Raw genomic sequence first — 11,649 nt, forward strand, 5'->3', positions numbered from 1 at the left:
TCATCAGATCCAGTTCAGGAAATCTTTAGGAGCCACTTTTGACGTCGAGCGTGTTGTCCGACTGGCTTGCCCAGCGCCTGGTGCGGGAGGGCGATGTGCCGCTGTACCGGCAGCTGCACCAGCTGCTCCAGCAGGCCATCCTGTCGCATATGCTGGCGGCCGGCGCCAAGCTGCCGTCGTCCCGTTTGCTCGCCGACGAGCTGGCGATTGCGCGCAATACGGTGACCAACGTGTACGAACAGTTGTCGCTCGAAGGGTATGTGCAGACCACGCGCGGCAGTGGCACCTACGTGACGGACAACGCACCCGAGGAGATCGACGTTCACGCCGAGTGGGCGGCGTTGCCCGATGCCGAGTCGCGCAGTGGCGCGCTGTCGGCGCGTGGGCAGCGGCTTGTGGCAGGGGCGGGCGCATCGAACCGGCAGTGGGGCGCATTCGTGCCAGGCGTGCCCGATGTGACGGCATTCCCGACACGCGTATGGAGTCGGCTTCACAACAAGTATTGGCGCCGGCCCCATCCCGAGCTGATGACGTATTCGACGGGCGGCGGATATTTGCCGCTGCGACAGGCGCTGGCGGACTACTTGCGTACGGCCCGTTCGGTACGTTGCGCGCCCGAGCAGGTCATTGTGACGACGGGCATCCACCAGTCCGTCGATCTGGCCGTGCGTTTGCTATCGGATGCCGGCGATGTCTGCTGGACCGAGGATCCGTGTTACTGGGGTGTGCGCACGGTGCTGCAATCGTCGGGGCTGCATCTGCGATCGATCCCCGTCGACGCGGAAGGGTTGAACCCGAGCGCGGCCGACCTCGCCGATCCGCCGAAGCTGATGCTCGTGACACCGTCGCATCAATATCCGCTCGGCATCGTCATGAGCCTCGCGCGGCGCCGCATGCTGCTCGAATATGCGCGTCGGACGCAGTGCTGGATCATCGAAGACGACTACGACAGCGAGTTTCGCTACGGCAATCGACCGCTTGCTTCATTGCAGGGACTCGATACGGCAGGTCAGGTCATCTACGTCGGGAGTCTGGGCAAGATCCTGTATCCGGGCTTGCGTGTCGGCTATCTCGTCGTGCCCGAAGCCCTTGTCGATCACTTTCAGATCGGGCTGGCCGAGCTCTACCGCGAAGGCAATCTTGTCCAGCAGGCCGTGCTCGCCGACTTTATCGCCGAAGGGCACTTCACCTCGCATATCCGGCGCATGCGCAACGCTTACGGCGCGCGGCGGCAATTGATGATGGATGCCATTGCGAAGCGCTTCGGTGATCCGTTGCCCGTGCTCGGTGATCAGGCCGGTCTGCATCTCGTGGCAAGTCTTCCCGAGCAAACAGACGACCGCCAGGTCGTGCGCGATGCGATGGCGGCGGGCATTGCGACACGGTCGCTGTCGACGTATTTCAGCGATCCTTCGCGCGCGCCGAGAGGGCTGCTGTTGGGATATGCATGTGTGCCCGACGATGCGATCGAGCCAAACTTCGATACGCTCGCCAGTGTGATCGAAAAGTATCTGCATCAGGAACATATGACGCGTCATGACGGTTTGAAATAATTCTGCGCTTACTTTATTGAACGTCGCGTTTGAGGTCTCAGACGCAGTCGGCATGTGCTCAACCTGATTCGCCATTTTCCTCGTCGCCACGCTCCGTCGTGCGCGTCCCCACGATCGATCTTCCCTCATTTAGCGCTCATTCTGCGTCTCTACGATGCGTTTCATCGACGAGCCGGGTTCGCTCTCAAAGCGAAGATGAACATGTGCAACGGCTCGTCGATGCCTGCGGGTAGTGCGAGCGCTAGTCGTGCTGCCGGCGTCATGCAATGCATCGAAGGAGCACGTCATGCTGGACCATCTTTTCGAAAAACTCGGCAAAGTCTTTGAGCGCGCGTCGAACGATCAACGCGATACGTATCTTGCCTCGGCGACGGATCTCGCGGACCTCGATCGCCGGATGCGCGTACTCGAATGCGAGGGGGCGTCGTGTGCGCAAGAGCATGCGTACGGGCCGTATGCGGGCTCCCTGCCCCGCGATCGGGGGCAAGGATGATGGACGCCTGTCGCGTCCGTCCTTGAGGCGCAGGGTTCCGCTTTCCCGCGCCATTCCGTAAGCCCGCTTAGCTAATTCTTTGCTCAGAGTGGCTGCGTACGATGCAAAGCATGGAAGGGCAGTCATCGCATGGGTGATGACCCCGACGGCATCGAGGCACGGTTACGCGGAGGCGCGGACTGGATCGTCGCGATGCAATTACCTGTAGGAGCTCACCATGAATCCGATTCGCTCGTTATTTAGCCGTCTGACGGTTCTGTTCGGCACGATGCACGTTCCGCTCGATGACCGCTACGCGCACACGCATGCCTACACGCATGTGCCGCGCGGCGAGTCGATGGACGAATCGATCCGCTGAGCCATCCGCATCCCAACGTTTGCAGGCAACACGATTTCACTTAAGGAGAACACCATGAAGCAACGTCTGATGTTGTCGCTCGCAGGGGTCACGCTCGCCGGCGCGCTTGTCTCGGGATGCGCTGTCGCCGACGACGGCTATTTCATGTATCGCCACGGCAATATCGAAGCGGCCGATTCGTTTGCTGCGCGAGCGATCGATCGCATGCGCGTCGCGCAGGAGATCAACCACTACGATATGCAAGGTCACGCAGCGCGCGCCATCGATCTGATGCAGCAGGCTCGCATTGAAATGAACATGGCGGCCGAGTCGGCCACTCGCTAGTGGCGCAGGGCTCACGCAGGCCCGGCGTTGGCGATCGCCATAGCCATAGCCGTCATGGCCATACCCCGAATCTCGAAGCACCTGTCACCATGCGACCCATCCCCGACGCAAGCCGTGCGCTTGCGTCGGCTCGGTCGTTTCAGCGCGGATCAGCCCGCTGCCTGATTGCCGAGCATGATGGTCCATCCCAGTCCGCGCACGTTGCGGATCACCGAGTTGCCGAATTTCTTGCGTACCGAGTGAATCAGCACGTCGACGGCGTTACTCTCGACTTCCTTGCCCCAGCCACAGAGCTTGTCTTCGAGCTGGTCGCGCGAGAGGATCGTTCCCGGCCGTTCGAGCAGCGCGAGCATCAGTGCAAATTCGCGCGCGGACAACGCACCCGTATTGCCGTTGCACGTCAGCGTGCGCTTGTCGAGATCGAGGCACAGGTTTTCGTCGCCGAGGCGCGACACCGCATATCCCGCCTTGCGGCGAAGCACGGCACGGATCCGGGCCAGCAGTTCGGGAACGAGAAACGGCTTGAGCACGTAGTCGTCGGCGCCCACATCGAGCCCCTGGACGCGTGTGTCGAGGTCGTCGCGTGCGGTGAGAATCACGACTGGCACTGCGTTGCCGCGATCACGTGCGCGCTTCAGCAGCTCAATGCCGCCCATGCCGGGCAAACCGAGATCGAGCAGTACGACTGTGTAGTCGGCAGCCGAGAGCGCGGCGCTTCCTGCGATGCCGTCACGCACCCAGTCGACGCTGTAGTCGGCATCCTGCAACGCACGCAGCAGGCTTTGCCCGATTTGCAGGTCATCTTCCACCAATAGGACTCGCATGATCCCTCGTCGAAACAAAGCGCTGCGGAACAGCCACTGCCCATGCCAGGTTGATTCGCGCGCAAACGATTCGGGGAGCGCGGATCGCATCGTGGCTCGCAGCGCGCGGGCTGAGTTCACTTCGCATGCTAAACGCTAGAATGATAAACGACCGCGTTCCCTGTGTTACCGGCTCATGCAAACGTAAGCATTGGCCGTACACACGAAAACATCGACCCGACATGCCGAAGCCACGCTCACTGAGTACTCAGCTGATTCTCGCGCTCAGCGCGGTGGTGGTCATCGCATCGCTGATGCATGCGCTCGGCTCCTATGCGCTTGCACGCAGTTCGACCAATGCGATTCTCGATACGCGCCTGCGCGACGTGGCCATCCGTATGTCGGCGGGCATGGCCAACCTGATCCTGCCGTCGTCGGAACCGGCGTTCCAGCGCCCGCAGGACCTCGAGATCCAGGTCTGGAGCGGCGATGAACCGTATCCGTCACAAGTCACGAATTCGGAGATCCATTTTCCGCGTGCCATTCCACTTGGGTTTTCCGATCAGTTCGTTGCCGGCGAACGCTGGCGGATATTTGTTGTGCAAACGCCGCATCACCGGGTCGAGGTCGGCCAGCGCGAACGGATCCGGGAGACGGTCGCGCGCGAAAACGCGCTGTCGACGCTATGGCCGACGGTCCTGTTGATGCCGATGCTCTGGGGTGCTGTGATTCTCGTTGTCCGTCGCACCATGAAGCAAGTCGGTACGCTCGCCGAGGAGGTGCAGGCGATCAACCTGAGCCGGCTTGCGCCGATCGACGACAAGGGCGTGGCTCTCGATCTGTTGCCCTTTGTCGAGTCGACGAACAAGCTGATCGATCGGCTCGCGCTGATGATCGAGTCGGAGAAGAAATTCATTTCCGACGCGGCGCACGAATTGCGTTCGCCGATCACGGCGCTGCAGATCCAGGCCGACAATCTGCGTCACACGATCTATCCCGAGAATCAGGAACGGTTTGAGGAGTTGCGCCAGGGCATCATGCGTGGCGGCAACCTGGTGAAGCAGCTGTTGAGTCTCGCGCGTGCCGACGCACGCGTACAGGAAACCACGTTTGTCGATATCGACGTCAAGCAGATCGTCGCGCAGGTGATCGCCGACTCGCTTCCCGTCGCCATGCAGCGAAACATCGATCTCGGCGTGGCGCGAATGGACGACGACGTGAAGGTGCGTGCGTTGAGCACGGATGTCACCGTCGTCGTCAAGAATCTCGTCGAGAACGCGATACGTTACAGCCCCGATCACAGTGTGATCGACGTGCGGGTCGTCAGGCGGCGAGAAAGTGTGTGTATCGAGGTCGTCGATGAAGGCCCAGGCATCGCACCCGACATGCTCGAGTGCGTATTCGAGCGCTTCGTTCGCGCAGAGCCTTCAAAAACCGAAGGCACGGGTCTGGGCCTGGCGATCGTACGCGCCACGATGACGCGCTATCAGGGTCGAGCCATCCTCGAAAACCGCACGGATGGCAGCACGGGCCTGATTGCGCGCGTCACGTTTCCGCGCGAGCGGCGCAACCTGACGAGCGGGTTCAGCGGGCCGTTGAAGTGAGGTCATTGCCGGCATCGCCCTCGATGCCGGCGCGCACCACGAGACCGCGCCGCTTTGCTGGCGCGCTATGTCCGGCGCTCCGGGACTACCAGCACCCGGCAATCGGAAGCAGCAAGTACGGGAGCAAGTCCTCGTAGCTCAGCGGATCCTTGAGGTTCTCCGGCGCAAGGGGATCATTGCTGACGTTATCTCGGGTCGGGACGTTCGTCGTGTTACTTAGTGTCGGTGATTGCGTGTCCATCTGTGCCACTCCGGTTCAGCGCATTCTTGATCGGATCGACTTGGCGACCGGTGCGCGCCGTATCGCGTGCACACAGATTGATCTTCAAGAATGAGCGCTGAATGAGGGCGTGCAGCAGGGGTCAATCGACCGCAAGAATCACGTTCGAAGCCTTGATCACGGCACTGGCGGCCTTGCCGGGTGCGAGACCCAGGCGCGTCGCGCTGTCGTTGGTGATGATCGACGTGATGTCAATGCCGGCCGCGGTCAGCACGACTTCCGAGTTCACGGCGCCTGCCGTGACCGCCTTGACCGTGCCGGTCAATACATTGCGCGCCGACACCTTGTCGGGGTCGGTATCCGTCATCAGGATGACCGAGGAGGCCTTGATCAACGCATAGGCCGTCGTGCCCTTGCTGAGGCCCAGCACCTTGGTGCTTTCCGACGTGACGACTGCGACGATCTCGGTGCTGCCGACTTGCAGGGTCACTTCATCGTTGACCGCACCCGGCTTGATCGCAGTGATCTTGCCGGTCAGAAAGTTACGCGCGCTGGTTTTCATCGAAGGTCTCCGGAATTGAGGAAAGATGTCCTCTTCAGGGCATGACTCTAACGCAAACGCGCATCGAAGCCGCTTTCGGATCGCTAGACCGGATTGCCGAAATCATCGATCGACACCCCGAGCTGTGCGGCAAGGTGTTCGACGATGGCCTTGAGGCGGGCGACGTCGTCGTTGAGGCGTTGTTGTTCTGCCTTCAGCGATTCGATGTCGGCCGTCAACGAGCCGGTGTCAGTGGCTTCGCTGCCAGCGCTCGAGCTCCGGGCAACGTCAACGGCGGAGACTTCTCCGCACAGTAAATGCGCCCAGCGGCTTTCACGTTCGCCCGGCGCGCGTGCGAGCTTCACGACTCGCGCAGGGGTGCTCGATGCGAGTTCGTCGAGAAATGCCTCGACCGACGACACGTCGGCAAAGCCGTGCAGGCGCGCCGAATTCAAACGCAGTTCCGCAGCGGTTTGTGGTCCGCGCAGAATCAGGGTGGTCAACAGCGCGGCGGCCTGGCTCGGGATCGCTAGCGCGCGAACCATGTTGTGCTCGTATCGCGGCACACGACTGCTGCTCGCATCGAATACGAGGCTCAGGAACTTCAGGTTATCGAGGGTTTCCTGGACCTCTGCCTCCGAGACATTCATGACCGGCACGCGGGCAGTCTTCTGATTGCACCCCGAAGTGAGCGCGTTAAGCGACAGCGGATACGTGTCGGGTACCGTGCGCTCCTTTTCCAGGAGCACGCCGAGCACGCGTGCCTCGAGCGGCGTCAGGGTACGAAGCGGAGGGCGGGAAGTGGCTTCGGAGGTCGTATTCATACGATGAGTCGGTAAGATGGGCGTTCGAATGGGTGTCGATGCGTAGGACGTAATCTACGACATCCCGCGACATAAGTTTCTAACAGCCTTCCGAGGGCCGTCCTTCTATAGTTCGCTTCGTCGCCGCGCCCCCTCAGCAGTTTGTCACGCGGCCCCGATCTCTGATGAAGGACACGCCCGTGAACATCCGCTCGTTTTTCTCCCTCTCCGCCGACGCTGATTCTGCTTCGGCCGCAACGAACTGCGTAGCTCCTGCGAGCACGACGCGCACCGCCCGCACGATTGCCCACGCCATGGCCATTGCCGCCACGACGGCAGCGCTGGCCCTGGTGAGCATGCCTGCTTCGGCGGGTTGGGCTCGAGGCGGTTCCGCCTACACGTCGCGCGGTGAATTCAACAGTGGTCACGTCGGTAGCTGCGGCGGTGGCAGCTGCTCGCACGCGGGCGGCTATGTCGGCCCCGACGGACGCGTTGCGTCGAACACGGGCACCGTCACGCGCACGTCGCCGGGTCAGTTCTCGAACTCGGGCACGGCAACCGGCCCCAATGGCCGCACCGTCGATCACTCGGGCGACACGAGCTGCGCAAGCGGCACGTGCTCGCACACGGGCTCCATGACGGGTTCGAACGGCAATTCGGCCACGACCTCGGGCAGCGTGACGCGCACGGCGCCGGGGCAGTACACCTCGTCGGGCACGGTCAATGGTTCGAACGGCAACTCCGTCGCGCATTCGGCTTCGACAAACTGCGCCGGCAACACCTGCTCACGCTCCGGTACGGCGACGGGTTCGAACGGCGGGACGGTCTCGCATGACGGCACCGCGACACGTGTCGCGCCGGGTGTGGTCACGACATCGAGCTCGGTCACCGGTACGCACGGCAATACGGTGACGTCGAGCGGTGTGGTGACGACGGGCGGCGTGGTCACGACAGGTTCGAGCGTGACGACTGTCGCAGTGGCCCCTGCACCTGTAGTCGTCGCAACGACTCCGACGTATGTTCCGCCGCCCGTCGTCGTTGCGACGGCACCTGCGCCTCAGGCGGTGGTGGTGGCTACGCCCGCTCCGACGACGACGGTCGTGCCTGTTGCGACCGCTGCTCCGGCCACGCCGGCGTCGTCGAGCGCTGCGGCGGCTCCGGCCCCTGCACCGACAAGCACGAAGGCCGTCGTGGTCGCGCCGGCTCCTGCGCCGACCGCAGCCGTAGTCGTGGCGAAGCCGGTGGCCTACGTTCCGCCTCCGGTCGTGGTGGCGAAGCCGGTCGCGTACGTGCCGCCCCCGGTCGTCGTGGTCAAGCCGGCTCCGTATGTGCATGCGACTGTCGTCGTGAAGCCCGCTTACGTCCCGCCGCCCGTGGTCTATGTGCCGCAGCCGCGCGCCGCCGTTGTCTACGTTGCACCGGCCCCGCGTGCCGTGTACGTCGCTCCGGCCCCGCGCCCGGCAGTCTGGGTGCCCGGACATTGGGTAGGGGGTCTGTGGGTGCCCGCGCACTGGGCGTGATCCATACTCGCGACACACCGAGCTTAAATTCGAAAAGTGCAATCGGTACCTGAAGACCCGATCCACGGGTAGCGACGAAGAGACCTCACGAAGCCGCGAAACAGCGGCGCATCGACGAGCCCGCCAATTGGCGGGCTTTTTTTGTGTCGGTGTTTACCCCCCGTTCCACCCCTCCGAAAACACGTGAAAACGAGCGACTCGGCCAGCCCTGAACGCTTGCGGGACACGGCCTTTCGTCTTGTTTGGCCCATCGTCGGCGGACAGAAATCGATTTCGAAAATGAATTTCGATTGCTTGTATTTCTACGGGACCATTGCTATCTTGAATTCGAAATCGATTTCGAGAAAGGCGACGTGACGAGTAAGAGCGCGAACCGTCGTAGCGAAACATGAGCGAGGCCGGTCGTAGAGCCGATCGACGTCGACGATCTCGCTCGCTCCCACACACTCAGGAAGTCGAAGGATCTTGCGAGGGCATCATGAAAAATCGCTGGACGGCTTTGGCCATCATCTTCATCTCGTATCTGCAATTCACGCTGAACTGGTTTTGCGTCGTGCCTGCATTTGGCGGCATCGTGAACGACATGCACATCACGTTCGCGAACGTGGGTGTGATCGTCGGCACGTTTATCGCCGGTTACGGTCTCGCGCATATTCCTGGCGGCTGGATCGCGGAGCGGTTCGGCATGCGATTCGCGGTGCTTTTCGGCATTGCGCTTGAAACGATCGGCGCGGCGGCGACAGCCTGGGCGCCGTCGTACGAGGTACTGCTTATCGGACGCTTCTTGTGCGGGATCGGCGGCTCCGTGTATCTGGGGAGTTCAGTGGGCCTCACCGCCGCGTGGTTTCGCGGGAAGGATCTCGGTATCGCGAACGGCGTGATTCAGGGCGCGGCGTTTACGCTCGGCGCCGCAATCGGGCTTTACGGATGGGGACCGGTCATCGGCTCCTTCGGCTGGCGTCACGGACTGCTGATTGGCGCAGGTGTCGGCCTCGCGACACTGATCTTTACGGCAGTTTTCTTTCCGGCACCGCCAAGCGGCACCGACGATGTGCTCGAAGGACATCATCTCGACAAGAACTCCTTGCGTCGCGTGTTCGGCAGTGCCTCGCTCTGGATCATGGGCTTCGCATTAGCGGGCGCCTACGGCAGCTTCTTCAGCGCGGCTCAACTGTTGCCGCACTACGCACAAACGGCGCTGGACACGGACAGCGCGTCGGCGGAGACGATCAGCGTGATTCTGCTGCTGAGCGGCATGGTCGGCGGTTTCGTCGGCGGATGGCTATCGGATCGCGTGTTCGGTTTGCTTCCGACCTTCTTCGCAGCCTGCGCGATCGAATCCGTTGCGTTCTTTGCGATGCCGCATCTCGGCCTTGCAGGTGTGGAGATCGCCGCAGCCGTCATCGGTGCAACGGAAGTCGCGGCATTTGTGCCGTGGGTATCGATCCCGGGCGAACGCGACAGTGGATTCCTGATTTCCGATGTGCCCACAGCGGTGGGCCTCATGTTGAGCATTGCAGCCATCGGCGGGGCGACGATTGCGCCCGCCTTCACTTCTATCGCCACCACGTGGGGTTTCGATTCCGCATGGATCTTCCAGGGCGTGATCACAATCGGTCTCGCGCTGCTCGCCTTTGTAGGAAGACCGTCTCGCGCCGTCGCCATGAGTGCAGCCCGACACGTTGGAGACTGAGGCGCGCGCGCTCCCGAACGCCATGGCCAGAAATGCACGCGAAATGGCCCTTGATCACCGTTCCCAGCACTGCACGGAAAGCCCCTGAAACGTAGACTGTTCTCAACGGTCGCCGCGGTCACGTCGATGTTCGAGGCGCCACGGAAACGAGCAGTCTACGGGAGGTACCCAAAGTGAAGTTCCTGGTGAAAAACGAAATTCGCGCCGACGACGTGGCGACTATTGAACACGCCATATGGACGGTCGACTCTGACGCTAAAACAAAGGTTGATGTCGACGCCAATACGGTCAGTGTCGATTCGTGGCTGATGCCCGAAGAGTTCTTCGTTGCATTCGTCGATGAAGACTATGAGGTCAGCATCCTCGAAGGGTAGGCATGCCAGGCGTCGGGTCGAATGCATTCGCGTCGAGCCAGCCGTGCGGGAGAATATCCATGCGTGAAGTATTGAATCAGCATTGGGAAGCATCCGCCGCCGGCGATCTCGATGCGGAGCATCAGATCTACGCCGACGATGCCATCTGCGATTATCCGCAATCGGGAGAGCGCATCGTCGGGCGAAAAAACATTCAGGCCTTGCGGGGTCATCATCCCGGCAAGCCATCGGGTTTTGCAGTCAGGCGTATTGAAGGCAGCGGTGACCTCTGGATCACCGAATACACGATCCGATATAGCGCCACGACGGCGTTCGTCGTGAGCATCATGGAATTCCGCGACGCGAAGGTCGTTCACGAGACGCAATATTTCTCGGAGGCATTCGAGGCGCCGGAATGGCGAAAGCAGTGGGTGCAATCGATCACTTAGCAGCGGAATGCGCCGGCTCGTTCGAATTCGCGACCGCCGTGCGCAACTCACGATAAGCGCTTACGAGCGCATCAAGACTGAAACCCCGATTCAACCCACTCGGGTTCGGCAATACCCACGCGTGTGCATTGCCGAACCGTCGCGGCTGCAAGCCCCAATCGATCTCGCGCACCCCCGTCATCGCGGCCAACGCGGCTTTGCCGAGAAACGCGACATAGCACGGGCGATAACATTCGATTTTTCGCTCGAATTCCGCAGCGGCGGCTTTGATTTCTTCCGGCGTCAACTGATTGGCTCGTGCGGTGGGTCGCGACACAGCAGTCGTCAGGCCGCAGCCGTATTTCAGAAGCACACGGTCTTGTTCAGGGCTCAACAACTCCGGCGTAAAACCCGCGCCGTGCAGCACGCGCCAGAATCGATTGCCGCGCCCAGCGAAGTGACGCCCGGACGACGCGGCCATCATCCCGGGATTGATTCCACAAAAGATCACCGACAGGCCCGGCTCGAGAATGTCGGGAAGAACGGGCATTGACACTGAGGGTTCCACGAAATGCCTGAGTGATGAATCGCGATGGCCGAGCTTAGCGTAACCCCTCGAAACCGATGTTACAGGCTGCGGAAATTAACAATTACCTTTCGCGAACGGAAGCATTCATATCTTAAGCATTTACTGCCTTAATCAAGCCGACGCGAGTGCGCTTTTCAATAGACGTGAGCATTTCCAAAGACGCGCCAACGCAAAAAATACAACGCCTTTAGTAGAAATTACAGCACGCGTAGTTTGCCTTGCGAGGTCGCCTCAACCGCACTGATGAAAAAATCCCGTGCACGCTTAACGCAATAAGAATCGGCCTGAGAATATTCTGGGCATGCCCTTTGCTTTCTCAACCCTTTGCGCTTAGCCAACGGGAGTCGAACGACGCAAGCGCGGCGAA

At 61.4% G+C, this 11,649-nt stretch carries 14 protein-coding genes; 9 read left to right on the forward strand and 5 right to left on the reverse strand.

The features are described 5' to 3' along the window. Positions 1-38 precede the first annotated feature (38 nt). The 4 genes from ACMFWR_RS26880 (at position 39) to ACMFWR_RS26895 (ending at position 2,728) form a co-directional block, all read left to right on the forward strand. On the forward strand, positions 39-1,553 hold the full coding sequence (locus ACMFWR_RS26880; protein ID WP_413195422.1) for a PLP-dependent aminotransferase family protein: 1,515 nt from the start codon (positions 39-41) through the stop codon (positions 1,551-1,553). A 286-nt stretch (positions 1,554-1,839) separates the two neighbouring features. After that, a complete protein-coding gene (locus tag ACMFWR_RS26885) occupies positions 1,840-2,046 on the forward strand; it encodes a DUF3563 family protein (protein ID WP_413195423.1) in 207 nt (68 codons plus the stop codon). 217 nt (positions 2,047-2,263) lie between these two features. Next, positions 2,264-2,404 (forward strand): hypothetical protein, encoded by a 141-nt coding sequence (locus tag ACMFWR_RS26890; RefSeq protein WP_413195424.1) that lies wholly within the window; start codon positions 2,264-2,266, stop codon positions 2,402-2,404. A 54-nt stretch (positions 2,405-2,458) separates the two neighbouring features. Continuing rightward, a complete protein-coding gene (locus tag ACMFWR_RS26895; RefSeq protein ID WP_413195425.1) occupies positions 2,459-2,728 on the forward strand; it encodes a hypothetical protein in 270 nt (89 codons plus the stop codon). Positions 2,729-2,877: 149 nt separating this feature from the next. On the opposite strand, the gene ACMFWR_RS26900 is transcribed toward ACMFWR_RS26895, so the two are convergent. Beyond that, the gene (locus ACMFWR_RS26900; RefSeq protein WP_413195426.1) at positions 2,878-3,552 is read right to left on the reverse strand and encodes a response regulator transcription factor; all 675 of its coding nucleotides are present in this window, start codon (positions 3,550-3,552) and stop codon (positions 2,878-2,880) included. Between the two features lie 221 nt (positions 3,553-3,773). Between ACMFWR_RS26900 and ACMFWR_RS26905 the strand changes: the two genes are divergently transcribed. After that, a complete protein-coding gene (locus ACMFWR_RS26905) occupies positions 3,774-5,135 on the forward strand; it encodes an ATP-binding protein (RefSeq protein ID WP_413195427.1) in 1,362 nt (453 codons plus the stop codon). Positions 5,136-5,220: 85 nt separating this feature from the next. Here ACMFWR_RS26905 and ACMFWR_RS26910 read toward each other — a convergent pair whose 3' ends face one another. The 3 genes from ACMFWR_RS26910 to ACMFWR_RS26920 all read right to left on the reverse strand — a co-directional run bounded on the left by ACMFWR_RS26910 (position 5,221) and on the right by ACMFWR_RS26920 (position 6,720). Continuing rightward, positions 5,221-5,376: a hypothetical protein gene (locus ACMFWR_RS26910; RefSeq protein ID WP_413195428.1), complete on the reverse strand. Its 156-nt coding sequence runs from the start codon at positions 5,374-5,376 to the stop codon at positions 5,221-5,223. A gap of 121 nt (positions 5,377-5,497) precedes the next feature. Then, positions 5,498-5,917, reverse strand: coding sequence for a TOBE domain-containing protein (locus ACMFWR_RS26915; RefSeq protein WP_413195429.1), 420 nt, complete (start codon positions 5,915-5,917; stop codon positions 5,498-5,500). An 83-nt stretch (positions 5,918-6,000) separates the two neighbouring features. Beyond that, the gene (locus ACMFWR_RS26920; protein ID WP_413195430.1) at positions 6,001-6,720 is read right to left on the reverse strand and encodes a YceH family protein; all 720 of its coding nucleotides are present in this window, start codon (positions 6,718-6,720) and stop codon (positions 6,001-6,003) included. A gap of 164 nt (positions 6,721-6,884) precedes the next feature. Between ACMFWR_RS26920 and ACMFWR_RS26925 the strand changes: the two genes are divergently transcribed. The 4 genes from ACMFWR_RS26925 (at position 6,885) to ACMFWR_RS26940 (ending at position 10,714) form a co-directional block, all read left to right on the forward strand. Further along, on the forward strand, positions 6,885-8,219 hold the full coding sequence (locus ACMFWR_RS26925) for a hypothetical protein (RefSeq protein WP_413195431.1): 1,335 nt from the start codon (positions 6,885-6,887) through the stop codon (positions 8,217-8,219). A gap of 478 nt (positions 8,220-8,697) precedes the next feature. Continuing rightward, positions 8,698-9,912, forward strand: coding sequence for an MFS transporter (locus ACMFWR_RS26930; protein ID WP_413195432.1), 1,215 nt, complete (start codon positions 8,698-8,700; stop codon positions 9,910-9,912). A gap of 173 nt (positions 9,913-10,085) precedes the next feature. Beyond that, positions 10,086-10,286, forward strand: coding sequence for a copper chaperone (locus ACMFWR_RS26935; RefSeq protein WP_413195433.1), 201 nt, complete (start codon positions 10,086-10,088; stop codon positions 10,284-10,286). 59 nt (positions 10,287-10,345) lie between these two features. Beyond that, positions 10,346-10,714: a nuclear transport factor 2 family protein gene (locus ACMFWR_RS26940; protein ID WP_413195434.1), complete on the forward strand. Its 369-nt coding sequence runs from the start codon at positions 10,346-10,348 to the stop codon at positions 10,712-10,714. On the opposite strand, the gene mug is transcribed toward ACMFWR_RS26940, so the two are convergent. After that, complete coding sequence (gene mug / locus ACMFWR_RS26945; RefSeq protein WP_413195435.1) at positions 10,707-11,243, reverse strand: G/U mismatch-specific DNA glycosylase; 537 nt, start codon at positions 11,241-11,243, stop codon at positions 10,707-10,709. The two genes, ACMFWR_RS26940 and mug, sit on opposite strands and share 8 nt — an antisense overlap. Positions 11,244-11,649 lie beyond the last annotated feature (406 nt).

It is taken from the genome of Pararobbsia alpina (genome assembly GCF_965118125.1).
GTDB classification, from domain to species: domain Bacteria; phylum Pseudomonadota; class Gammaproteobacteria; order Burkholderiales; family Burkholderiaceae; genus Pararobbsia; species Pararobbsia alpina_A.

What these genes read in the sequence shown, in the direction of transcription:
- ACMFWR_RS26940 (WP_413195434.1), top strand. Translation starts at nt 10,346, where the DNA reads ATGCGTGAAGTATTGAATCAGCATTGGGAAGCATCCGCCGCCGGCGAT.
- ACMFWR_RS26925 (WP_413195431.1), top strand. Translation starts at nt 6,885, where the DNA reads ATGAAGGACACGCCCGTGAACATCCGCTCGTTTTTCTCCCTCTCCGCC.
- ACMFWR_RS26930 (WP_413195432.1), top strand. Translation starts at nt 8,698, where the DNA reads ATGAAAAATCGCTGGACGGCTTTGGCCATCATCTTCATCTCGTATCTG.
- ACMFWR_RS26900 (WP_413195426.1), bottom strand. Translation starts at nt 3,552, where the DNA reads ATGCGAGTCCTATTGGTGGAAGATGACCTGCAAATCGGGCAAAGCCTG.
- ACMFWR_RS26915 (WP_413195429.1), bottom strand. Translation starts at nt 5,917, where the DNA reads ATGAAAACCAGCGCGCGTAACTTTCTGACCGGCAAGATCACTGCGATC.
- ACMFWR_RS26895 (WP_413195425.1), top strand. Translation starts at nt 2,459, where the DNA reads ATGAAGCAACGTCTGATGTTGTCGCTCGCAGGGGTCACGCTCGCCGGC.
- ACMFWR_RS26910 (WP_413195428.1), bottom strand. Translation starts at nt 5,376, where the DNA reads ATGGACACGCAATCACCGACACTAAGTAACACGACGAACGTCCCGACC.
- mug (WP_413195435.1), bottom strand. Translation starts at nt 11,243, where the DNA reads ATGCCCGTTCTTCCCGACATTCTCGAGCCGGGCCTGTCGGTGATCTTT.
- ACMFWR_RS26885 (WP_413195423.1), top strand. Translation starts at nt 1,840, where the DNA reads ATGCTGGACCATCTTTTCGAAAAACTCGGCAAAGTCTTTGAGCGCGCG.
- ACMFWR_RS26890 (WP_413195424.1), top strand. Translation starts at nt 2,264, where the DNA reads ATGAATCCGATTCGCTCGTTATTTAGCCGTCTGACGGTTCTGTTCGGC.
- ACMFWR_RS26920 (WP_413195430.1), bottom strand. Translation starts at nt 6,720, where the DNA reads ATGAATACGACCTCCGAAGCCACTTCCCGCCCTCCGCTTCGTACCCTG.
- ACMFWR_RS26905 (WP_413195427.1), top strand. Translation starts at nt 3,774, where the DNA reads ATGCCGAAGCCACGCTCACTGAGTACTCAGCTGATTCTCGCGCTCAGC.